The organism is Brachybacterium vulturis, from assembly GCF_043641765.1.
Lineage (GTDB): Bacteria > Actinomycetota > Actinomycetes > Actinomycetales > Dermabacteraceae > Brachybacterium > Brachybacterium vulturis_A.
Genome location: NZ_JBHZRO010000020.1, coordinates 39,952 through 60,986, shown reverse-complemented (window position 1 = coordinate 60,986; position 21,035 = coordinate 39,952). Strand labels below are relative to the sequence as shown.

At 72.9% G+C, this 21,035-nt stretch carries 16 protein-coding genes; 14 read left to right on the top strand and 2 right to left on the bottom strand.

Annotated features, from left to right (window positions below; genetic code table 11):
- Positions 1 to 269: 269 nt before the first annotated feature.
- Positions 270 to 2,753 carry an exo-alpha-sialidase gene (locus ACHUEU_RS14215; RefSeq protein ID WP_394216784.1) on the bottom strand — a complete coding sequence of 828 codons (2,484 nt, stop codon included), beginning with the start codon at positions 2,751 to 2,753 and terminating at the stop codon, positions 270 to 272.
- A 254-nt stretch (positions 2,754 to 3,007) separates the two neighbouring features.
- Here ACHUEU_RS14215 and ACHUEU_RS14210 point away from each other — a divergent pair, with 254 nt between their 5' ends.
- The 6 genes from ACHUEU_RS14210 to ACHUEU_RS14185 all read left to right on the top strand — a co-directional run bounded on the left by ACHUEU_RS14210 (position 3,008) and on the right by ACHUEU_RS14185 (position 7,569).
- Positions 3,008 to 4,168 (top strand): CpaE-like family protein, encoded by a 1,161-nt coding sequence (locus ACHUEU_RS14210; RefSeq protein ID WP_394216783.1) that lies wholly within the window; start codon positions 3,008 to 3,010, stop codon positions 4,166 to 4,168.
- Entirely contained in the window at positions 4,165 to 5,409 is a 1,245-nt protein-coding gene (locus ACHUEU_RS14205) for a TadA family conjugal transfer-associated ATPase (RefSeq protein WP_394216782.1), read from the top strand. Before ACHUEU_RS14210 ends, ACHUEU_RS14205 begins: the two co-directional genes overlap by 4 nt.
- Positions 5,406 to 6,485, top strand: coding sequence for a type II secretion system F family protein (locus tag ACHUEU_RS14200; RefSeq protein ID WP_394216781.1), 1,080 nt, complete (start codon positions 5,406 to 5,408; stop codon positions 6,483 to 6,485). Before ACHUEU_RS14205 ends, ACHUEU_RS14200 begins: the two co-directional genes overlap by 4 nt.
- 159 nt (positions 6,486 to 6,644) lie before the next feature.
- Positions 6,645 to 6,845, top strand: coding sequence for a DUF4244 domain-containing protein (locus tag ACHUEU_RS14195; RefSeq protein WP_394216780.1), 201 nt, complete (start codon positions 6,645 to 6,647; stop codon positions 6,843 to 6,845).
- Positions 6,845 to 7,240, top strand: a complete 396-nt coding sequence (locus tag ACHUEU_RS14190; RefSeq protein WP_394216779.1) for a TadE family type IV pilus minor pilin — start codon at positions 6,845 to 6,847, stop codon at positions 7,238 to 7,240. The genes ACHUEU_RS14195 and ACHUEU_RS14190 overlap by 1 nt, the downstream gene beginning before the upstream one ends.
- Entirely contained in the window at positions 7,237 to 7,569 is a 333-nt protein-coding gene (locus ACHUEU_RS14185) for an Rv3654c family TadE-like protein (RefSeq protein ID WP_394216778.1), read from the top strand. Before ACHUEU_RS14190 ends, ACHUEU_RS14185 begins: the two co-directional genes overlap by 4 nt.
- Positions 7,570 to 7,598: 29 nt before the next feature.
- Here the strand turns inward: ACHUEU_RS14185 and ACHUEU_RS14180 are convergent, their stop codons facing one another.
- The gene (locus ACHUEU_RS14180; protein WP_394216777.1) at positions 7,599 to 10,049 is read right to left on the bottom strand and encodes a DEAD/DEAH box helicase; all 2,451 of its coding nucleotides are present in this window, start codon (positions 10,047 to 10,049) and stop codon (positions 7,599 to 7,601) included.
- 103 nt (positions 10,050 to 10,152) lie between these two features.
- Between ACHUEU_RS14180 and ACHUEU_RS14175 the strand changes: the two genes are divergently transcribed.
- The 8 genes from ACHUEU_RS14175 to tmk all read left to right on the top strand — a co-directional run bounded on the left by ACHUEU_RS14175 (position 10,153) and on the right by tmk (position 21,035).
- Positions 10,153 to 11,715 carry a DUF7059 domain-containing protein gene (locus ACHUEU_RS14175; RefSeq protein ID WP_394216776.1) on the top strand — a complete coding sequence of 521 codons (1,563 nt, stop codon included), beginning with the start codon at positions 10,153 to 10,155 and terminating at the stop codon, positions 11,713 to 11,715.
- On the top strand, positions 11,712 to 12,674 hold the full coding sequence (locus ACHUEU_RS14170) for a phosphatase PAP2 family protein (RefSeq protein WP_394216775.1): 963 nt from the start codon (positions 11,712 to 11,714) through the stop codon (positions 12,672 to 12,674). The genes ACHUEU_RS14175 and ACHUEU_RS14170 overlap by 4 nt, the downstream gene beginning before the upstream one ends.
- A 102-nt stretch (positions 12,675 to 12,776) precedes the next feature.
- Positions 12,777 to 15,506, top strand: coding sequence for a type I DNA topoisomerase (topA, locus tag ACHUEU_RS14165; RefSeq protein WP_394216774.1), 2,730 nt, complete (start codon positions 12,777 to 12,779; stop codon positions 15,504 to 15,506).
- 236 nt (positions 15,507 to 15,742) lie between these two features.
- Complete coding sequence (locus tag ACHUEU_RS14160; RefSeq protein WP_394216773.1) at positions 15,743 to 17,089, top strand: ABC transporter substrate-binding protein; 1,347 nt, start codon at positions 15,743 to 15,745, stop codon at positions 17,087 to 17,089.
- Positions 17,086 to 18,249: a carbohydrate ABC transporter permease gene (locus tag ACHUEU_RS14155; protein ID WP_394216772.1), complete on the top strand. Its 1,164-nt coding sequence runs from the start codon at positions 17,086 to 17,088 to the stop codon at positions 18,247 to 18,249. Before ACHUEU_RS14160 ends, ACHUEU_RS14155 begins: the two co-directional genes overlap by 4 nt.
- Positions 18,246 to 19,100 carry a carbohydrate ABC transporter permease gene (locus ACHUEU_RS14150; protein WP_394216771.1) on the top strand — a complete coding sequence of 285 codons (855 nt, stop codon included), beginning with the start codon at positions 18,246 to 18,248 and terminating at the stop codon, positions 19,098 to 19,100. The genes ACHUEU_RS14155 and ACHUEU_RS14150 overlap by 4 nt, the downstream gene beginning before the upstream one ends.
- Positions 19,101 to 19,233: 133 nt before the next feature.
- A complete protein-coding gene (locus ACHUEU_RS14145; RefSeq protein WP_394216770.1) occupies positions 19,234 to 20,307 on the top strand; it encodes a Gfo/Idh/MocA family protein in 1,074 nt (357 codons plus the stop codon).
- Positions 20,304 to 21,035 (top strand): dTMP kinase, encoded by a 732-nt coding sequence (tmk, locus tag ACHUEU_RS14140; protein ID WP_394216769.1) that lies wholly within the window; start codon positions 20,304 to 20,306, stop codon positions 21,033 to 21,035. Before ACHUEU_RS14145 ends, tmk begins: the two co-directional genes overlap by 4 nt.

Here is a 21,035-nt window from a genome sequence, read left to right as displayed (position 1 = left end):
CCGGGCCGTTCGCGGGCATTCTTAGCTGAGGCACGGCAAGGATTTCGCGGGCATCTTGACATGAGGCACTACGGCACCCGACGAGACTCACGAAAAGTGCCCGCGAACGGTCTTCGGTGCCTCACGGAGGAATGCCCTCGACATGCGGTGACGCCGCGGACGACGCACCGGTCAGCGGTCGGGGCCACCGACCCCGGGTCGGCGCGGAGGCCAGAGGCCGGGGCGCTCCCGTGGGGCCGCCCCGGCCCGCTCGCTCCCTCAGGTCATGCTCAGCGCAGCTTCACGATCGACCAGCCGAGCACGGAGCCGTCCGCCGCATGCACCGCGAAGGTGTCGGCGCCGCCACGGGTCCCCGGAAGGGTGACGGTGAGGGTGCCCTCGGCATCCGCCTGCTGCCAATCGCCCAGCTGGGTGCCGTCGAAGGTGGTGCCGTACCAGGTCCCGGCCTCCAGGCCGGTCACCTCCAGCTCGGAGCCCCGCGCGATCTTGCCGCTGGGCAGGTCCAGGTCCCCCTGGTCCGTGCCACGGATCGACGGGTGGACGGTGCCGGTCAGGGACAGCTCCGGCTTCGGTGCGGCCGGCGGCGCGACGTCCAGCTCCACGGACTGCTCCGCGAGGGAAGCGCTCGCATCCAGGCCGCCGTTGGCGGCCGTCACGGTGGGCGCAGGGAGCGTCGCCGTCCCTGCGGCCACATCGGCCGCGGTGAGGGTGTAGGTCGCCGCGGCGGTGAGGGTCTCGCCCACGGCCAGCCGCTCGGCCTCCACCGCACCGGCCAGCCCGGTCAGGCGCACATTCCCGGTGTTGGTGACGACCATCGCGTACTCGATGGTGTCGCCGGCGGAGTCGTACCCGTCGCCGTCCACATCAGTGGTGCCCTCGACGGTGCGCTCCAGGTCCAGCTGCGGAGCGCGGACCCGCAGATCCACCTCGTCACCGACCACGTCCACGGTCTCGGCGGCGAGCTGCTCGCCGGTGAGCTCCCAGGTGGTGTCGGGGACGAAGAAGCCGTCGGCCGCCTCCTCGGCCGTCACCGTGTGCCGCGGGGTGGTGCAGTTGTAGGCATCACCGGCAGGCAGGTTCCGCCAGCGGCAGTTGCCGCCGGCCGGCGGCAGCAGCGGGGAGAAGTTGCCGGCCACCGGGGTGACCGTCTGGGCCACGTTGGCGGTGGACTGCACCCGGAATCGGTACGGCACCTGGTCGCCCTCGGCGTACGGGTCCACGGCCAGGTCGCGGTCCACGTCGCTGCGCTCACCGGTGATCTGTGCGCCCAGCATCGCGGGCGCGCCCTGCTCCACCGTGATCTCCGCGTCGCCGCGCAGCGCGTAGCTGCCGGCCTGCACCCGCACCTCGCCGCGCGTCACTCCGGCCTGGGCGGAGGCGGGAGCGGTGACCGGCACGCGCACCTCGGTGGACTCGCCCGGGGCCAGGGCCGGCACCTCGAGGGTGTCCGCGGTCCACCCGTCGGGCAGGACGGCGGTCGCGGTGCCCGCGGGGAGCGTGTCCGCGTCGTCGTTGCGCACGGTGAAGGTCAGCTCGGACTCCTGCCCGGCGTCGAGGGTGGCGGTGGCGGGGGAGAAGGCGGCGCAGAAGGGCTGCAGCCACTCCTCGTCGAACGCGCCGTAGCGGATCTCGCTGCTCGCCCCCTCGTACAGGACGCCGAAGGTGCCGTCCTGCAGGGCCACGAGATCGGAGTACGACGTGGCTCCCGGCTGGAACGTCGTCGCGACCGGCCAGGTGGCGCCGTCGTCGCAGGAGTACCGCACGGTGCCGTTCTGCCGGCCGGCGGCGCTGTTCGCGTTGGAGAACAGCAGCTCCTCCGCCTCGGCCGATCCGGCGGCGGCCTCGGGATTCATGGGGATGATCGAGGCGTTGTTGCGCGGATCGGTCAGGGTGTGGTCGATCTCGGGCTCGGACCAGGTCTCTCCGCCGTCGGTGGAGGTGGCCACGTACCGGGCCGTGCCCCCCGAATGCATGCGCGAGTTCAGCATCAGGGTGCCGTCGGACAGCTCCACGACCTTGTTCTCGTCCATGTTCGTCCCCACCGGCGTGCCCATCTGCCAGGTCTCGCCGTGGTCATCGGAGTACACCGAGTAGGCGCGCACCGAACCGTCGGAGAAGGCGCCGGCGTACTGCAGGACCAGGCGCCCCGCGTACGGTCCGCGCCGGATCTGGATGCCGTGCCCGGAGGAGGCGAAGGTGGCGCGCACCTCGTCGGGCTTGACGATCTCGGTGACGGACCTCTGGGTCCAGGTGCGGCCGTCGTCGGTGGAGACCGAGACCGAGGCGCTCAGCACGGACCGGTCGGCGTCGTCGTTGCCGTAGGCGCCGTTCCAGAAGCCGGTGTCCTTGGAGAACACATGGAAGTTGAACAGCGTCCCGGTCTCCCGGTCGTACACGTAGGACGGGTCCGAGTAGCCGAGCTTCTCCGTGCCGGCCACACCCTCGGCGACCACGGTCTGCTCACCCCAGGTGCTGCCGCCGTCGGTGGAGCGGCGCTGCAGGATCGAGTTCGGGCCGGGGGCGTCGGTGCCGGTGGGGCGGCCGTCGTAGGAGGCGAGCAGGTCGCCGTTCTCCAGCTGGACGAGGGCGGGGATGCGGTAGTTCGGGAACTCTCCGTCGCCGCCGAGGGCGATGCGCTGCTCCTCGAACTCTCCGGGTTGCTCGGCGTGGGCGAGGGCTGCCCCTCCCATGAGGAGGGCGGACGTCAGGACGAGGCCGCCGAGGGCGGCGCTGGTACGGCGTGCTGGGGTCACGGGTTTCCACTTCCGGTCGCGTCTGCTGCCCACCCGTGGGCTCCGGCGCCCACGGGGCGGCGGATCGGCCTCGACCCGCCAGGACAACAGATGTCGGACGTCTGACCTTACGGGGGTGTCCGACATCACGCAAGCCCGCGCCGAACGAGGCGTCACGCGGGTCCGACCGGCCGACCATCCCTCCACAACGTCCGGTTGTCCACCGCCTGGGAGGGCTGCTGTCGCACAGCCCTGCGGACGGCCACGATGACTGCATGACCAGGACGATCTCCACCTCCCCCGCTGCGCGGGTCGCCGTGCCCGGGCTCGTCGACGCCGCTGTTCCCACCGAGCCCTCGCATCGCCCCGACGGGACGCCGCAGCGTCGACGCTCCTCCTTCCCTGCTCCGGAGCGGGCCGCTGCCGCCCCCGCCGCCGCGGGCCGCCCGGCGGCCTGGTGGGCGGGCACCGACGAGATGCTCAGAGAACTGGTCCTGGACCACGCCACGGCCGTCGGCCTCGACCTGCTCGACGGGCCGGGTGAGGCGGCGACGGTCTGCACGGTGACCGATGCTGCCGGGCTCGCCGCCGGGTACCGTTCTTCCGGCCGCGACGGCAGCCCGCTCCTGGTGGTGGCCGATGCCCCGGACGTCCCCACCGCGGTCTGGTCGGCGGCGCTCACCGCCGGTGCCCGAGCGGTGCTCCCACTGCCCGCCGGTTCGGACGAGTTCCTGTCCCGGCTCGCCGAGCTGGCCCGGCCGCGCTCGACCGCGCTGCTGCTGGGAGTGGTCGGCGGCTGCGGCGGGGCGGGCGCCTCGAGCTTCGCAGCCCGTCTGGCGGCGGCGGCGCGCGCTCAGGGACCGAGCACCCTGGTCGATGCCGACCCGCTGGGAGGCGGCACGGATCTGCTGGTCGAGGCTCCCGCGCTGGAGGGGATCAGATGGCGGGAGGCCGCGGACCTGGGGCCCGGCGACGGGGAGGCGCTGCATGCGGGCCTGCCCCGGGTGGACGAGGTGCGGCTGCTGGTCGCCGGCGAGGACCCCGGCCCCACGGAGCAGACGCTGCCGCCGGTGCTCTCGGCGCTGTCCGCGCTCGGCGGGACGGTGGTGGTGGATCTCGGCCCGGCGCTGGTCCCTGCGGCGGCGGAGCATCTCGATCAGCTGCTGGTGGTCGTCCCCGCCACCGATCACGCGGTGCGCGCGACGGCGCGCAGACTGCGCAGCTGGCAGCTGCCCAGCGGGCTCGCGCACGCCGCCGTGCGGCGCAGCGGCCCGCTCGGCGCCGGTGAGGTCTGCGAGGATCTCGGCCTCCCCCTCGCCGCCTCCTTCCGCGACTGCCCGCGCGGCACCGTGCCGCTGCTGGACGTGCGCCGGCGCGGCGCCGACCGCGCCGCGCGCGAGCTGATGGCGCGGCTCGGGGCCGGGGCGCGGTCATGAGCAGCGCCGGGGCCCCGGCCCCGCAGGAGGATCTCGCCGGGCTGCTCGAACTGGTGCGCGAGGACCTGGTGCGCTTCCCCGGCACCGTGGACGTCCCTCGCATCGTACGGGTGCTGCGGCGGCAGGGCCGGGTGCTGGGCGCGGCGGCGACGCTCGAGCTGACCACCCGGATCCGCGATCACGTGGACGGGCTCGGCCCCCTGCAGGAGCTCGTCGCCCCCGGCGTCACCGACCTGCTGGTCAACGACGACGGCACGGTGTGGGTGGACGACGCCGACGGCCTGCACCGCACCGCGCACCGGATCGGGCCCGCCCAGGCACGGGACCTGGCGGTCCGCCTCGCCATCGTCGGCGGCCGCCGCCTGGATGACGCGATGCCGTGGGCCGATGCGCACCTGCCCTCCGGCATCCGCTTCCATGCCGTGCTCCCGCCGCTGTCCCCGGGCGGGGCGATCCTCTCCCTGCGCCTGCCCGCAGCCCGGCACCTCGGCCTGGAGGACCTCGAACAGCTCGGCGCCCTGGGCCGCGACGCCCGCGCGGCACTGCTGGCGATCGTCACCGCGCGGGTGCCGTTCCTGGTCACCGGGGGCACCGGCACCGGGAAGTCGACCCTGCTGGCGGCGATGCTCGGCCAGGCCCCTCCCGCCGAGCGGATCGTCGTGGTCGAGGACGTGCTGGAGCTGTCCGTGGACCACCCTCACGTCGTCCACCTGCAGTCACGGCACCCGAACAGCGAGGGGGCCGGCGCCGTGGACCTCACCGCCCTGGTGCGCCAGAGCCTGCGGATGCGCCCGGACCGGATCGTCCTGGGCGAATGCCGCGGCGGAGAGCTGCGGGAGCTGCTGCAGGCGCTGAACACCGGTCACGAGGGTGGCTGCGGCACCGTCCATGCGAACGCTGCGGGCGATGTCCCCGCTCGGCTCGAGGCCCTCGGTGCCCTCGGCGGTCTCGACCGGGCGGCACTGGCCTCCCAGGTCGCGAGCGCACTCGAGGTGGTGGTCCACCTGGGTCGTCGCGGCGGGGTGCGGGCCCTCGAGGAGATCGCACTGCTGCGGCGGGGCGAGGCCGGCCTGCTGGAGGCGGTGACGGCCCTGCGGGTGCGGGAGGGTCGCCTCGAGGAGGGTCCGGCCGCTGCGGCGCTCGCGGGCCGGCTCTCCGCCCGGTCCGCGCCCGTCACCGCAGGCCCCTCCGCTCCGGGCCGATCCAGCGCACCCCGCGCAGAACGCCGGAGAGCGGCATGATCACCGTCGCGATCGCCGTGCTGCTGGTGGTGCTGTGGGTGCTCGCCCCACCGCCCGTCCGCTCCCCCGCACCTGCACCGGGGCGCCGTGCCCGCCGCGAGGCCGCCGGTCCGCTGGAGATGGCGCACCTGGTGGAGCAGCTGGCCACGGTGATCAGCTCCGGGGCCGGTCCGCGCCAGGCCTGGGCTGCGCTCGGCCGGTCGCTCCCCGCCGGCGAGCTGCAGGACCTCGCCCGGGCCGCCGCCGCAGGCGCGGACCTCCGCCGTGCCGCCGGTGAACGTCTTCGCCGCACCGACATGGTCGCCTCGCTCAGCACCGCCCTGACGGTGTGCCAGCGGACGGGGGCACCGACCACCGTGATGCTGCAGCACCTGGCCGAGGCGCTGCGCGATCTGCACGACGCCGCACAGGCGCGGCGCAGCGCCTTCGCCGGGCCGCGCTCCACCGCCCGGATCCTGCTGGTGCTGCCCCTGGCCGGGCTCGGGCTGGGGATGCTGCTGGGCGGGGACCCGCTGCGGCTGCTGCTGACCTCCCCGACCGGGAACCTGCTCGGCATCGCGGGCCTCGCCCTGACCGGATGCGGCTGGTGGTGGATGCATCGGCTCATCCACCGCGCCGATCCTCCCCGGCACCACCGGGTGGACCCCTCGGTGCAGCTCGAGCTGATCGCCGGCGCCCTGGAGTCCGGACTCCCCTTGGCCGGTGCGGTCGCCGCCGTCGGGCAGGCCCTGCCCGACGGGGACGCGGCCAGGGGGCTGCAGCGGGCCGCCACCGCCCTCCAGGCCGGGGTGCCGGCCTCTCTCGCCGGCCGGGCGCTGCCCGCCGAACTGGGGGCGCTGGAGCGTTCCGTGGTGCTCGCCGAGGGCACCGGCGCCGATCTGTCCCGCGTGCTGCGCGCGGCCGCCCGCGACGCCCGGCGGGGTCGGGCCCGGGCCGCCGAGGTGCTCGCCGCCCAGCTGGCGGTCCGCCTGGTGCTGCCCACCGGCCTCGCCCTGCTGCCCGCGTTCGTCGCCCTCGGGATCACCCCCACCGTGATGTCCCTGCTCGGCGGCACCCTCGCCCCGGGCACGGGGTGAGACCCAGGACAGCCGGGCCCTGCCCGGCGCACCTGCCCTTCCGGGCGGGTGCACGGCGGCCACGGCCGCCACCGCGGCGGCGACCGCCGTCGCGGCCCGGCCGGCTCCGGCCGCGCCCCGGGCGGGGACCTCTCCGCCCACGATGAGAAGGAGGACCCCATGTCCCACACCCTGCACCGGATGCGCCGCACCCTGGACCGCGCGATGCGCGACGAGACCGGCGCCTCGACCGCCGAGTACGCCATCACGGTGCTCGCCGCCTGCGGCTTCGCCGCCGTCCTGGTCGCCCTGCTGGCGTCCGGGGAGGTGCGCGACCTGCTGATGGCCATCATCACCTCGGCCCTGTCCAAGGGGCTGTGATGCCGCGGTCCGCCCGGTCGTCCCCGCTCGGGGGCGACCGGGGGTCCGCCACCGCGGAGACCGCGATCGTGCTGCCCGTGGTGGTGGTGATGGTGGTCGTGGTGCTGCTGACCGGGATGGGCCTCGGCACCCAGCTGCGGCTCGAGAGCGCGGCCCGCGGCGCCGCCCGGGAGCTCGCCCGCGGTGAGGACACCGCGGCGGCCGTCGCCGTCGCCCAGCAGATCGGCGGTGAGGGCACCGAGGTGACCACGTCGGTCGCCGGGCCGTGGGTGCGGGTCGAGGTGCGCCGCACCCTGGAGGCTCCGGCCGGCCCGCTCCTCGGAGCCCGCTGGACGCTCAGCGCCGAGGCGGAGGCACGGCGCGAACCCCAGCTGCTGCAGGGCGGTGCGCCGTGAGCACCGGGGCCGCCTCGGTGCTGGCCTGGACCGGGGCGGCCACCACGATGGTGGCGGGCCTGTCCCTGCTGGGCACCGGGCTGATCGCCCAGTCCCGGGCCGCGACCGCCGCCGATCTGGCGTCGCTGGCCGCGGCAGATGCGGTGGCGGTGGCCCGTCCCCACCCCTGCGACCTCGCCGCCGAGGTCGCCACTCGCAACGGTGCCCGACTGCTGCTGTGCGAGCAGCGCGGCTGGGACGTGCTGGTCACCGTCGAGGTCGAGGCCTCCCCGCTGCCGGCGATGACGGCGCGTTCTCGGGCCGGACCGGGCCCGGCGGAGCTGCCCTGAGGGCTCTCGCCGCGCGGAGGCGTCACCGCTCAGGGCCGCAGCAGCCCCAGCAGGGCCACCGCCTGCGCCTTGGACAGCGGCTCGTTGCCGTTGCCGCACTTCGGGGAGACCACACAGGCGGGGCAGCCCGCCTCGCAGCCGCATTCGCCGATCATGTCGGCGGTGGCCCGCACCCAGGCCGCGGCGTCGTCGGCCCCGCGCTCGGCGAAGCCGGCCCCGCCCGGCGCCCCGTCGTAGACGAAGATCGTCGGCGCCCCGGTGTCCTCGTGCTGGGCGGCCGAGAGCCCGCCGATGTCCCAGCGGTCGCAGGTCGCCAGCAGCGGCAGCATCGAGATCGCGGCATGCTCGGCGGCGTGCAGCGCCCCGGGCAGCTCCTCCCCGGGGATCTCCGCACCCTCGGTGGTCGCCTGCGGGATCACCCACCACACGGCCTTGGTGGTCAGGGTGCGCGGCGGCAGGTCCAGCGGATGCTGGGCCAGGACGGCCTGGGTGAACACGTCGCGGACCTGGTAGCCGGTGACCTGGTCGGTGACGTCCACGGTGCCGAAGCACAGCTGGACGCCACCCTCCCAGTCCACCTGGCGGTCGATCTGCCGGATCCGCAGCGTCGAGGCGGTCTGCGGATGGGTGCTGTGCAGCGGGTCCTCCCGGTGCACGAAGGCGACCGCCTGGTCGACGTCGAGATGGTCCACCACATAGTTCGTGCCCTGGTGGAGGTAGACGGCGCCGTCATGGACCTGGGTGTGGGCGCTCGCGGCGTCCACGGTGCCCAGCAGCACGCCGCTGGTCTGCTCGACGATCCGCACCGGCTCCCCTCCGCTGCCGCGCAGGTCGGTGAGCTGGTGCGCGGAGTCGCTCAGCGTCCAGTACCAGCCGCTGGCCCGCGAACGCAGCACCCCACGGGCGGCCAGGGTCTCCAGCAGCTCCCGTGCGGTGGGCCCGAAGAGCTCCTCCTCGCCGTCCCGGATCGCCAGCTCGGAGGCGGCGGCGCACAGGTGCGGGGTCATCACGTACGGGTTCCCGGGGTCGAAGACGGACGCCTCGACCTCGGCGCCGAAGATCGTCTCGGGGTGGTGGACCACATAGGTGTCCAGCGGATCCTCCCTCGCCACGAAGAGCGCGAGCGCTCCGCCGTGCGCGTCCTGGCGCCGCCCGGCCCGGCCGAACTGCTGCCACAGCGAGGCGCGGGTGCCGGGCCACCCGGCGACCACCACCGCATCCAGCCCGGCGATGTCGATCCCCAGCTCGAGGGCGTTGGTCGAGGCCAGCGCCTGCAGCTCCCCGGAACGCAGCGCATCCTCCAGCTGCCGCCGCTCGCGGGCCAGGTAGCCGCCGCGGTAGGCGGCGATCCGGCTCGCCCGGTCGGCGAGCTGCGGGGAGACCGTCTGCTCGGCCTTCTGCTCCAGCAGCCGGCGCGCCCCGCCGGCGACCAGCTCGGCGCCGCGCCGGGAGCGGGCGAAGACGAGCGTCTGCACGTCCCGTTCGACGAGATCCGCGAGCAGCGCCCCCGCCTCGCTGGTCGCGGAGCGGCGCAGCGGGTCCTCGGTGCGCCGCGGGGAGGCGCCCTCACCGTCCGCCCCGTCCTCGTCGACAGCGCTCTCGCCGGAGCCGTCGCTGTCGACCCACCGGGCGGGATCCCCGCGGCCGTCGACCCGGGTGCGGGTGCCCGGCTCCCACAGCCCGATGGTCAGCCCGGCGCGCGGGGAGCCGTCCTCGGTGACCGCCTCGACGTCCCGCCCGATCAGCCGGGAAGCCGAGAGCTCCGGGTTCGCGGTGGTGGCGGAGGCGAGGATGAACGTGGGCTCGGCGCGGTAGTGCGCCGCGATCCGTCGCAGGCGCCGGATCACCATCGAGACGTGGCTGCCGAAGACGCCCCGGTAGCTGTGGCACTCGTCGATCACCACGAAGCGCAGGGCACGGAAGAAGTGGGCCCACTGCTCGTGACCGGGCAGGATCCCGAAGTGGAGCATGTCGGGATTGGTGAGCACCACGGTGCCGTGGCGGCGCACCCAGCGACGCTGCTCCGTGGGGGTGTCCCCGTCATAGACCGCGATGCGGGCATCGCGGATCCCGGCGCCGTCGGCCATCGTGGTGATGTTGGTCAGCTGGTCCGCGGCCAGCGCCTTCGTCGGCGACAGGTACAGCGCGGTCGCCCGGCGCGCCTCGGGATCGTGCTCCCGTGCACCGATGGCGGTGAGCACGGGCAGCAGATAGGCCAGGGACTTCCCCGAGGCGGTGGCGGTGGCGAGCACCACGTCCTGCCCCTCATGGGCGCGCTGCGCCGCCTGCTCCTGATGGGTCCAGGGGGCGGTGATGCCCTGCTGCGCGAGATGCGTCACCAGGCGCGGATCGGTCCACTCCGGGAAGCTGCCGCGACGGCCGGCCCGGGCGGGCCGCTGCTCGATATGGGTCAGGCAGGTGCGACGGGTCAGCGGTGCGGTGAGGTCGGCGAGGAGCTCTGGTGCCCGGCCTGCTCGCATCCTCTCCCGCCTCTCCTCCCTGCCGACCCCGCCCACCGGGCCTGCACATGTGCTCCACCTGATCTCCGGTTTCGGCCCAGATGGCTGATGCACAATCGTAGCCATGTCCACCGACAGCCCGCCCGGGCCCCCACAGGTGCTGCCCGCGGAGATCGCCGCTCTGCGCGCGGACCTCGCGGCGGCGTCCTATCTGACAGCGACGATCGAGCAGCTGCTCGGCCCGGTCGCGGCCGACGCGCTGCGCCGCATGAACCCGGTGCCTGCCGATCGCGTGCTGGCGGCTCGCCACGAGCCGGCGGCCGGGCTGCTGCGCCTGTTCACCCTCGGGGCGGTGGTGCCGCGCGCCCGGGTCGAGGCCGCGCTGCCCTCGCTCGGCGTCGACGGTGCGATGCGGCTGGGCCTGGTGGAGCTCGCCCCCACGGCGGACGCCGACGGCGCGGTGCGGGCGCTGCTGGAGCTCGCGCCGTACTCGGCCAGCGACGACGCCGGGCAGATCGACTGGTGGATCGCCTCGGACCTCTCGGAGCTCGCGACCGGACGGCCGCTGGGACCCGAGCACGTGCTCGGGGTGGGCGGCGCCTCCCTCACCCTGGCCCGGATCACCCCCCGCGCCCACGTCGACAAGGTGCTGGACCTGGGCTGCGGCGGCGGCATCCAGGCACTGCACGCCTCCCGCCACGCCGCGCACGTGGTCGCCACCGACCTCTCCGCGCGCGCCCTCGCCGTCGCCGCCTTCAACGCGGCGCTGAACGGCATCGAGATCGAGCTGCGGCAGGGCTCGCTGCTCGTACCGGTGGCCGGGGAGGAATTCGACCTGATCGTCTCCAACCCCCCGTTCGTCATCACCCCCCGCGATACGGCCGAGGGGGCGACCACCTGGACCTACCGCGACGGCCGCCGCGCCGGCGACACGCTGCTGGCCGAGCTGGCCCGCGCTCTGCCCGCCCACCTCTCCCCCGGCGGCAGCGCGGTGATGCTCGGGAACTGGGAGATCACGGACCCCGCCGAGTGGGACGCCCACCCCCGCGCCTGGCTGCGGGACGCCGCGGCCGACGGGGTGGATGCCTGGGTGCTGCAGCGCGCGCAGGAGGACCCGGCGCAGTACGCGGAGACCTGGGTGCGCGACGGCGGGATCACCGACCGCGACCCGGACTGGGCTCCCCTGGTGGGGGCCTGGCTCGACGACTTCGACCGTCGCGGGGTGGAGCAGCTCGGCTTCGGATACCTGCTGCTGCGCCGGCCCGTCACGGCGGCGCCGCGCCCCGGGGTGCTGCGCACCGAGCAGGTGCCCGGCACCGGCAGCGGCACCCTCGCCGAGCATCTCGCCGCGTCGCTGCGCGCGATCGGGACGCTCGCGACCCTGGACGACGCCGCCCTGGCCGCGGCCCGCCCGGTGCGGGCCGCGGATGTGGTCGAGCGCCGCCATCTCACCCCCGGCCAGTGGGACCCGATGCTGATCGAGCTGGTCCAGGGCGCGGGGTTCGCACGGAGCGTGCGCGCCGATCAGCAGCTGGCGGCCACCGTCGGCGCACTGGACGGCACCCTCACCCTCGCCCAGGTGGTCGGTGCGGTGTGCGCCCTCACCGAGGCGGAGGAGGACGAGACCCTCGAGCGGGTGCTGGCGGCCGTGCGCGAGCTGGTCCTCACCGGGATGGTGACGCTGTGAACACCGACCCCACCACCCGCCTCGGGGGGTTCGGCCGCCCGCTGCTGTCCCTGCTCGCCGCGGGGGTGAGCGTGCTCGCGGTCGTGGCCCTGGCCCGCACGGCCGTCGGCACCGCGAGCGGACAGCGCCTGGACCAGCTGGTCTCCTCCGGGGCGAAGGGCGATGACGGGCGACTGTCCCACTATGCCGAGATCGCGGTGGGGACCGTCAGCCTCCCCGTGATCACGGCGCTGCTCGTGCTCGCCGTGCTGCTGGTGCTGCTGCGGCGCCGCCCGGGGCTGCTGCTGCCGATCGGGACGCTCGTGCTCGGCGCCAACCTCACCACCCAGGTGATCAAACGCGTGCTGCTCACCCGGGAGGTGCTGGGGCCGGGGATCGAGATCACCCCCAACTCCTTCCCCTCCGGGCACACCACCCTCGCCGCGACCGCGATGATCGCGCTGGTGCTGGCCGGGGGCCGGGCCCGGGCGGTGCTCGCCCCGCTGGGGGCGGCGTGGACCACCGCCGCCGGCATCGGCACGCTGGTGGTCGGCTGGCACCGGCCCAGCGACGTGATCGGCGCGATCACCGTCGTCGCGGCCTGGACCTTCCTGACCCTCGCCCTGGACGGGCTGGACACCCGGCGCCGGCGCGCCCGGGCCGCGGCCCGGCCCGACCGCGGTCGTCGGCGGCGCGGCACCCGGAGGTCCGCTCCGCTGGCCCCGCCCCGCCCTCACCCCGTCGAGAAGGTGATGGCCTTCCTGCTCGGCCTCGTCGGCGCGGCCGGGCTCGCCTGGGGAGGGTTCGGGCTGTTCTCCCTGCCGCGCCCGCTGGACCTCCACGACCCCGCCCAGCAGCTGCCCGCCTTCCTCGTCACCGCCGCCCTGATCGGCGGGGTCACCGCCTCCTGGCTCGCGCTGACGCTCCTGCTGCGCGTGCCGACGTCACACCGGACCCGCTCTGCGAACCGTGTACCGTGAACACTCGCCGAGCGCCCTGACGCGTCCGGTTCACCCCGGACCCTGGCATTCGGCCACGGCAGACGGGCCGCGAGACGACGCGGCGAGGAAGGACACAGCAACGTGACAGGCGGACGACATCTGGTGATCGTCGAGTCCCCGGCGAAGGCGCGGACCATCGGTCGGTATCTCGGGGACGAGTACGAGGTCATGGCGTCGGTGGGCCACATCCGCGACATCCCGGTGCCTCGTGACCTGCCCGCCGAGATGAAGAAGGGGCCGTACGGTCGGTTCGGCGTCGACGTCGAGAACGGCTTCGACCCCTACTACATCGTCAGTCCCGACAAGAAGAAGACCGTCGCGGAGCTGAAGAAGGCCCTCAAGGACGCCGACACCCTCTACCTCGCCACCGATGAGGACCGCGAGGGCGAGGCCATCGCCTGGCACCTGCTGGAGACCCTCAAGCCCAAGAAGTCCCTGCCGGTCAAGCGCATGGTGTTCCACGAGATCACCAAGGACGCGATCCGGGCCGCGCTGGAGAACACCCGCGACATCGACGCGAGCCTGGTCGATGCGCAGGAGACCCGCCGCATCCTGGACCGTCTGGTGGGCTTCGAGCTCTCCCCGGTGCTGTGGCGCAAGATCAAGCCCTCGCTGTCGGCCGGTCGCGTGCAGTCCGTCGCCACCCGCCTGGTGGTCGAGCGCGAACGCGAGCGGATGGCCTTCGTCCCCGCCGACTACTGGAACATCACCGGCACCTTCGCCGCCGAGGGCGGGGCCGACGCCACCCAGTTCGCCGCGAAGATCGCCACCGTCGACGGCGCCCGCGTCGCGACCGGCTCCGACTTCGCCGATGACGGCACCCTGAAGCCGCGTGCGAAGAACGCCACCGTCCTCACCGGGGAGTCCACGCAGACCCTGGTCGAGGTGCTCGGCGACGTCCCGGCGACGGTGACCTCGCTCGACTCCAAGCCGTACACCCGGCGGCCCGCGGCCCCGTTCACCACCTCCTCGCTGCAGCAGGAGGCCTCGCGCAAGCTGCGCCTCGGCGCCCGCCAGGCGATGCGGGTGGCGCAGTCGCTGTACGAGAACGGCTTCATCACGTACATGCGTACCGACTCGGTCACGCTCTCCGGTGAGGCGATCCGTGCCTCCCGCGCCCAGGCCGCCGAGCTCTACGGCAGCCAGTACGTGCCGGACAATCCCCGGTACTACCAGAACACGTCGCAGGCCGCGCAGGAGGCGCACGAGGCGATCCGCCCCGCGGGCGACCACTTCCGCACTCCCGCCGAGGTGGCCGGCCAGCTCGCGGGCGACGAGTTCCGTCTCTACGAGCTGATCTGGAAGCGCACCATCGCCTCCCAGATGGCCGATGCCAAGGGCACCACCTCCACCGTCGAGCTGCTGCTGGAGGCCGCCGGACGCGCCGCGACGTTCCGCGCCGCCGGCACCGTGATCACCTTCCGCGGCTTCCTCGCCGCGTACGAGGAGGGTCGGGACGCCGCCCGCTACAAGGACGACGACGACAAGGGCTCCGACAAGCGCCTGCCGCAGATGCAGGAGGGCCAGCGGCTCGAGACCCGCGAGCTGGCCCCGGACGGCCATTCCACCACCCCTCCCCCGCGCTTCACGGAGGCCTCGCTGGTGCGAGCGCTGGAGGACCGCGGCATCGGCCGCCCCTCCACCTATGCCTCGACGGTCGCGACCGTGCAGGATCGCGGGTACGTGCTGCGACGCGGCACCGCGCTGGTGCCCAGCTGGACCGCCTTCGCCGTGGTGCGCCTGCTCGAGGAGCACTTCGGGCCGTTCATCGACTACGACTTCACCGCGCAGATGGAGCAGCAGCTGGACCGCATGGCCCAGGGCGATCTCTCGCGTGCGGAGTACCTGAAGAACTTCTACCTCTCCGACGGCACCGACGGCCCCATCGGGCTGAAGCCCATGGTCGACGACCTCGGCGAGATCGATGCCCGGGCGATCAACTCGATCGAGATCGGTGAGGGCATCACCCTGCGGGTGGGCCGCTACGGCGCCTACGTCGAGCTGATCGACCGGAACGAGGACGGCACCCCGGTCGAGGGCGCCGATCCGCGCCGCGCGAACGTCTCCGACGAGGTCGCCCCCGATGAGCTGACCGTCGAGAAGGCGAAGGAGATGCTCGAGCGCGCCAAGGACGACGGCCGCGTGCTGGGCACCGATCCCGACTCCGGGCACGAGATCGTCGCCAAGGACGGCCGCTACGGCCCCTACGTCACCGAGGTGCTGCCCGCCCCCGAGGAGACCGGCGGCAAGAAGGTCCCCAAGTCCAAGCAGCCGAAGCCCCGCACCGGCTCGCTGCTGCAGTCGATGGATCTGGCCACCGTCACGCTCGAGGACGCGCTGAAGCTGCTGAGTTTGCCGCGCGTGGTCGGCACCACCGAGGACGGCACCGAGATCACCGCCCAGAACGGCCGCTACGGTCCGTACATGAAGAAGGGCACCGACTCGCGCTCCCTGGAGACCGAGGAGCAGATCTTCTCGATCACCATGGAGGAGGCCGAGAAGATCTACGCTCAGCCCAAGACCCGGGGCCGGGCCGCCGCCAAGCCCCCGCTGAAGGAGCTCGGCACCGATCCGACCAGCGAGAAGCCGATCGTGATCAAGGACGGCCGCTTCGGTCCGTACATCACCGACGGCGCCACCAACGTCTCGCTGCGGGCGACGGAGAAGGTCGAGGAGATCTCCGAGCAGATCGCCATCGAGAAGCTCGCGGAGAAGCGCGCGAAGGGGCCGGCCAAGAAGAAGGCCCCCGCCAAGCGCGCCCCCGCGAAGAAGGCCACCACGACGAAGAAGAGCAGCACCGCGAAGAAGTAGGACCCCGGCGTCGCGGGCACCCGCGAGGCCCCGCACCCCGGGGCTCACAGGACAGGGCACGGATCATGCGGTCCGTGCCCTGTCCCGTGCCCGGGGGCGAGGAGGCCGGACCGAACTGGACAGGAAAGCGCTTATTCGATCACGACACGGCATCAACTGCGACACCAGCAGGCACGACGGGAGAACGCGCCTACAGTGTGACGTGACGTACATCGTCGACTCACAAAGGAGTGATCATGGCTCGACGTCCCAGTCGGCGCATGGTCATGTCCGGGGCCGCGGCCACCGCGGCGCTGGGGATGACCGGATGCCTGCAGAATCCCGACCCGGCCGGCAGCGCAGGCGGCGGCACGGTCGAGCGGTACACCCCCGGCGACACCCCGGGCACGGGCACGGTCACCATCCTGGGCGCCTTCGGCGGCCAGGAGATGGACGCCTTCATGGCCTCCCTCGAGGACTTCCAGTCCGACTCCGGCATCACCATCCAGTACACCCCGGACTCGGACTTCACCAACACCATCCGGCAGCGGGCCGGCGCCGGTGACGCCCCCGACATCGCCCTGTTCCCGCAGCCCGGCGGCATGTTCGACCTCGCCGGGGAGGGCCTGATCACCCCGATCGACGTGTTCCTGGACTACGACCAGCTGAACTCGACGCTGATCCCCGGGTTCCTGGACTCGGCGCGCCTGGAGGGGCGCGTCTTCGGCGCTCCGATGCGCATGGCCTGCAAGTCGCTGATCTGGTTCCCGAAGCAGGCGTACGAGGAGGGCGGCTACGGCGAGGCGCCCGCCACGATGCAGGAGCTCTACGAGATCACCGATCAGATGAAGGCCGACGGCATCACGCCGTGGTCCGACGGCTGGGGCGCCGATCAGGCGACCGGCTGGGTGGGCACCGACTGGATCGAGGAGTTCATGCTCCGTGTCCACGGTCCCGTGCTCTACGACGACTGGGTCAAGCACCGCATACCCTTCAATGCTCCCGAGGTGGTGGAGGTCTTCGACCTCGTCGGTGACCTGCTGAAGGGGGAGGGCAACGTGCTCGGCGGCACCGACGCGATCATCTCCACGCCCTTCTCCGAGGCGCCGCTGCCGCTGTTCGAGGAGCCGCCGCGCGCGATGCTCGTGCGCCAGGGCAACTTCGTCACCGGCTTCTTCCCCGAGGACATCCAGGAGAACATGGACGCGGAGGTCGGGGTGTACGCGATGCCCACCTGGGAGGGCGGATTCGACGGTCAGCCGATCCTGGGCGGCGGTGACCTCGCCACCCTGTTCACCCTCAACGACGACACGGTGAAGGTCATGGAGTTCCTGACCTCCGACCAGTTCGGCGGCGAGTGGGCGGAGGCGGGCGGCTGGCTCAGCCCCCACCGCACCTTCGACCAGTCGCTGTACTCCTCGGAGATCACCCGGCAGATCGCGGAGATCGCCTCAGAGGCCGCGGCCTTCCGCTACGACGGCTCCGACCTGATGCCGACCGCCGTCGGCGCCGGCTCCTTCTGGAAGGGCATGGTCGAGTGGCTGCAGGGCGCGAAGACCTCCCAGCAGGTCTGCGACGAGATCGAGAACGGGTGGCCGGCGTGACCACCGCGACGCAGACCCGCCCCGGACCGGAGAGTCCGTCCTCCACGGAGAGCGAGGACCGCAAGCACGGCTCCGCACGCCCGGTGCGCGTGATCATCGGGGTCGTGGGCATGGCGGTCGTCGCCTGGTTCATCTGCAACGCCTTCCTGGCCTTCGCGTACTACCCGCAGTGGTTCGCGGGCTCGGGCCTGCTGATCGGGCTCCTGGGCCTGATCATCGGCATCGGCGGCTCGGTGGTGTTCTTCTACTTCCTCAACGTCTGCGTCGAAGGCTTCCCCGCGCGGTTCTCCCGCGGGCTCATCCCCTATGCCTTCCTGCTGCCGGGATTCAGCCTGATCTCGATCTTCCTGCTGTACCCGACGGTGCAGACGATCATCTACTCCTTCGCGAACGATGACTCCACCGCATGGGTGGGGCTGGAGAACTATCGGGCGATCTTCTCCGACAGCCACTTCTGGTCCACCCTGCTGAACAACTTCCTGTGGATCCTCATCGTGCCCGTGCTGACCGTCGCCTTCGGTCTGGCGGTGGCGGTGCTGGCCGATAAGCTCTCCCCCGGCGGGGAGAACGTCGCGAAGTCGATGATCTTCCTGCCGATGGCGATCAGCTTCGTCGGTGCCGCGACCATCTGGGGGTTGGTCTACGCCTATAACTCCCCCGACACGGCCCAGACCGGTCTGCTCAACGCCATCGTGGTGGCCCTGGGCGGCGATCCGCAGCCCTGGTACCAGATCGAGACCGCGCGGCTGAACTCGATGGCCCTGATGGTGATCCTGATCTGGCTGCAGACGGGCTTCGCCATGGTGCTGATCAGCTCGGCGATCAAGGGGGTCCCCGAGGACACCGTCGAGGCCGGGCGCGTGGACGGTGCCAGCGAGCTGCGCATCTTCTGGCAGATCATCTTCCCGCAGGTGCGGGCCACGCTCCTGGCAGTGCTGATCACCGTGCTGATCCTGGTGCTGAAGGTCTTCGACCTCGTCTACGTCACCACCAACGGTCTGTACGACTCCGACGTGATCGCGAACCTCTTCTTCCGGAAGCTGTTCACCTCGCAGCAGGCCGGTCAGGCCTCGGCCATCGTGGTCGTGCTCCTGATCCTGGTGATTCCGGTGCTGATCTACCAGGTCAAGAGCTTCAGGCAGCAGGAGGCGAACCGATGAACGGCATCATGAAGGACGGGCGCAAGCGGTCGCCGCTGGCGATGATCACGATGCCGCTCCTGGTCGTCCTGTGGACGATCCCCACGATCGGCCTGCTGGTCACCAGCCTGCGCACCCGCGAGGCGGCGGCCACCACCGGCTGGTGGACGGCGCTGTGGGAGGGCGGCTGGACCGGGGACAACTACGTCCAGGTGCTCACCGATCCCTCGGTGACCAGCTCGCTGATCAACTCGGTGGTGGTGGCGGTGCCGGCGACGGTGCTGCCGATCATGTTCGCGGCCTTCGCCGCGTACGCGTTCACGTTCATCAGCTTCCCCGGCAAGGATGCGCTGTTCATCATCATCGTGGCGCTGATGGTGGTCCCCATCCAGGTGGCGTTCCAGCCGATGCTGGACCTACTGGGCCCGCGGGGGCTGGGGATCAACGGCCAGTTCCTCGCGGTGTGGATGCTGCACACCGGCTTCGGCATGCCGCTGGCGGTGTACATCCTGCGCAACTACATGACCACCCTGCCGGGTTCGGTCGTGGAGAGCGCGAAGATCGACGGGGCCTCGCACTTCCAGACGTTCTGGCGCCTGGTCGCTCCGATGTCCTCCCCGGCGATCGCCGCCTTCGCCACCCTGCAGTTCCTGTGGGTGTGGAACGACCTGCTGATCGCCAAGCTGTTCCTGGGCGGCGGGGCGAACAAGACGATCATCGTGACCCTGCAGCAGATGCTGGGCACCCAGGGCCAGGGCGCCGAGCTGCTGACCGCCGGCGCCTTCATCTCGATGGTGATCCCGATGATCGTGTTCTTCAGCCTCCAGCGCTTCCTGGTGCGCGGCATGACCGCGGGCTCGGTCAAGGGCTGAGGGCACCCCTCGGCCGGTTCCCGCGCAACGGGCGCCGACCGACGGGCCCTCCAGGATTCAGCCGAGGGCTGAGCCTCCTCCACAGCGCCTCCGACGCCACCTCGGTGTCGGGGGCGCTGGGTAGATTGGACCCATGAGCGACACCGACGACCCCCGAGGCGGCGCCGAGCCCGTGCTCGCCCTCCCCACCTCCACCGTCCCCGACCCGTCGACCGCCCCCGGGCTGCGCTGGGGGGTGATCTCGCCCGGCCACATCGCCGACCAGTTCACCGCGACCGCGCACCGGGCGACGACCTCGCGCATCGTCTCGGTGGTCTCGCGCTCGGCGCGGCGCGCCGAGGAGTTCGCCGCGAGGCACGGCATCGAGGCCTCGGGCGACTCGGTGGAGCAGATGCTGGCCCAGGGCGGCCTCGACGCGGTCTACATCGCCTCCCCGCACGCGCAGCACCATGCACTGGCCCGCCCGGTCCTCGAGGCCGGGATCCCGGTGCTGGTGGAGAAGGCCTTCACGCTGAACACCGCCCAGGCGCGCGAGCTGCTGGAGCTGGCCCACGAGCGCGGCGTGTTCGCGATGGAGGCGATGTGGGCGCGCTTCCTGCCCCAGTACGACGTGCTGCGGCAGCTGCTCGCCGAGGGGATGCTCGGTGAGGTCGTGGAGGTCGCCGCCGATCACGGGCAGTCCTTCCCCGTCGATCCGCGCCACCGCATGTACGCCCCCGAGCTGGGCGGAGGAGCGCTGCTCGACCTCGGGGTCTATCCCGTCTCCTTCGCGCAGATGGTGCTCGGCAGCCTCGGGGAGCTCGCGGTGCGCGGAGAGCTCACCGAGACCGGGGTCGACGCCTATGTGGGTCTGCTGGCGCGCGGCGAGCTGGGCGGCCGGGCGCGGCTGTCCGCCACCCTGCGCGCCCGCACTCCCACCGAGGCCGTGGTCAGCGGGACCCGCGGCAGCGCCCGGCTGTCCGGGCCCTTCTTCGCCCCGGGCACCCTCACCGTGTCGCTGCTGGACGGCCGCTCGGCGACCTTCGAGCACCCCGGGGACCGCGGGGACGGGATGGCCTACGAGATCGCCGAGGCCGCGCGGCGGATCACCGCCGGAGACCGAGAATCTCCGCTGATGAGCTGGAAGGACACCCTTGACGTGATGGGCACGATGGACGCGATGCGGGCAGAGCTCGGTGTGGTCTACCCCGGGGAGGAGTTCGCATGAGCATCCTGGATCCCGTGCGCGGACTGCGCATCCCGTCTCCGCATCCGCCCGCGCGGGGCGTGTTCATCTCCTTCGAGGGCGGCGACGGGGCCGGGAAGTCCACGCAGATGCAGCTGCTGCGGGACCACCTGGTCACCGACCGCTCGGTCGCCGAGGATCTCATCCTCACCACCCGCGAGCCCGGCGGGACCCCGCTCGGCCGGAGCATCCGCGGCCTGCTGCTGCACGGCGAGGACGTGGACCCGCGGGCGGAGGCGCTGCTCTACGCGGCGGACCGTGCCCACCACGTCGCCTCCGTGGTGCGGCCGCATCTCGCCCGCGGCGGCCTGGTGCTCGGCGACCGGTACCTCGACTCCTCGGTCGCCTACCAGGGAGCGGGGCGGGAGCTGGATGGCGAGGAGATCGCCTCCCTCTCGCTGTGGGCGGTGGACGGGCTGCTCCCCCACCGCACGATCCTGCTGGACGTCCCGCCGCAGACGCTGGACGAGCGCCGCGACTCCTCCGCACGGGACCGTCTGGAGTCCGCCGGGCTCGGCTTCCACGAGGCGGTGCGCCAGGAGTTCCTCGACCTCGCCGCCGCCGAGCCGGAGCGCTACGCGGTGATCGACGGGACCCTCCGCCGCGAGGAGGTCCACGCGCAGGTGCTCGACGCCGTCGCCGAGGTGCTGAGCCTGTTCGACCCCACCTTCGAACCGGCACCGCCCACCCGGCACCGGGACGAGCAGTGA

What these genes read in the sequence shown, in the direction of transcription:
- ACHUEU_RS14210 (WP_394216783.1), top strand. Translation starts at nt 3,008, where the DNA reads ATGACCAGGACGATCTCCACCTCCCCCGCTGCGCGGGTCGCCGTGCCC.
- ACHUEU_RS14205 (WP_394216782.1), top strand. Translation starts at nt 4,165, where the DNA reads ATGAGCAGCGCCGGGGCCCCGGCCCCGCAGGAGGATCTCGCCGGGCTG.
- ACHUEU_RS14200 (WP_394216781.1), top strand. Translation starts at nt 5,406, where the DNA reads ATGATCACCGTCGCGATCGCCGTGCTGCTGGTGGTGCTGTGGGTGCTC.
- ACHUEU_RS14195 (WP_394216780.1), top strand. Translation starts at nt 6,645, where the DNA reads ATGTCCCACACCCTGCACCGGATGCGCCGCACCCTGGACCGCGCGATG.
- ACHUEU_RS14190 (WP_394216779.1), top strand. Translation starts at nt 6,845, where the DNA reads ATGCCGCGGTCCGCCCGGTCGTCCCCGCTCGGGGGCGACCGGGGGTCC.
- ACHUEU_RS14180 (WP_394216777.1), bottom strand. Translation starts at nt 10,049, where the DNA reads ATGCGAGCAGGCCGGGCACCAGAGCTCCTCGCCGACCTCACCGCACCG.
- ACHUEU_RS14175 (WP_394216776.1), top strand. Translation starts at nt 10,153, where the DNA reads ATGTCCACCGACAGCCCGCCCGGGCCCCCACAGGTGCTGCCCGCGGAG.
- ACHUEU_RS14160 (WP_394216773.1), top strand. Translation starts at nt 15,743, where the DNA reads ATGGCTCGACGTCCCAGTCGGCGCATGGTCATGTCCGGGGCCGCGGCC.
- ACHUEU_RS14150 (WP_394216771.1), top strand. Translation starts at nt 18,246, where the DNA reads ATGAACGGCATCATGAAGGACGGGCGCAAGCGGTCGCCGCTGGCGATG.
- ACHUEU_RS14145 (WP_394216770.1), top strand. Translation starts at nt 19,234, where the DNA reads ATGAGCGACACCGACGACCCCCGAGGCGGCGCCGAGCCCGTGCTCGCC.
- tmk (WP_394216769.1), top strand. Translation starts at nt 20,304, where the DNA reads ATGAGCATCCTGGATCCCGTGCGCGGACTGCGCATCCCGTCTCCGCAT.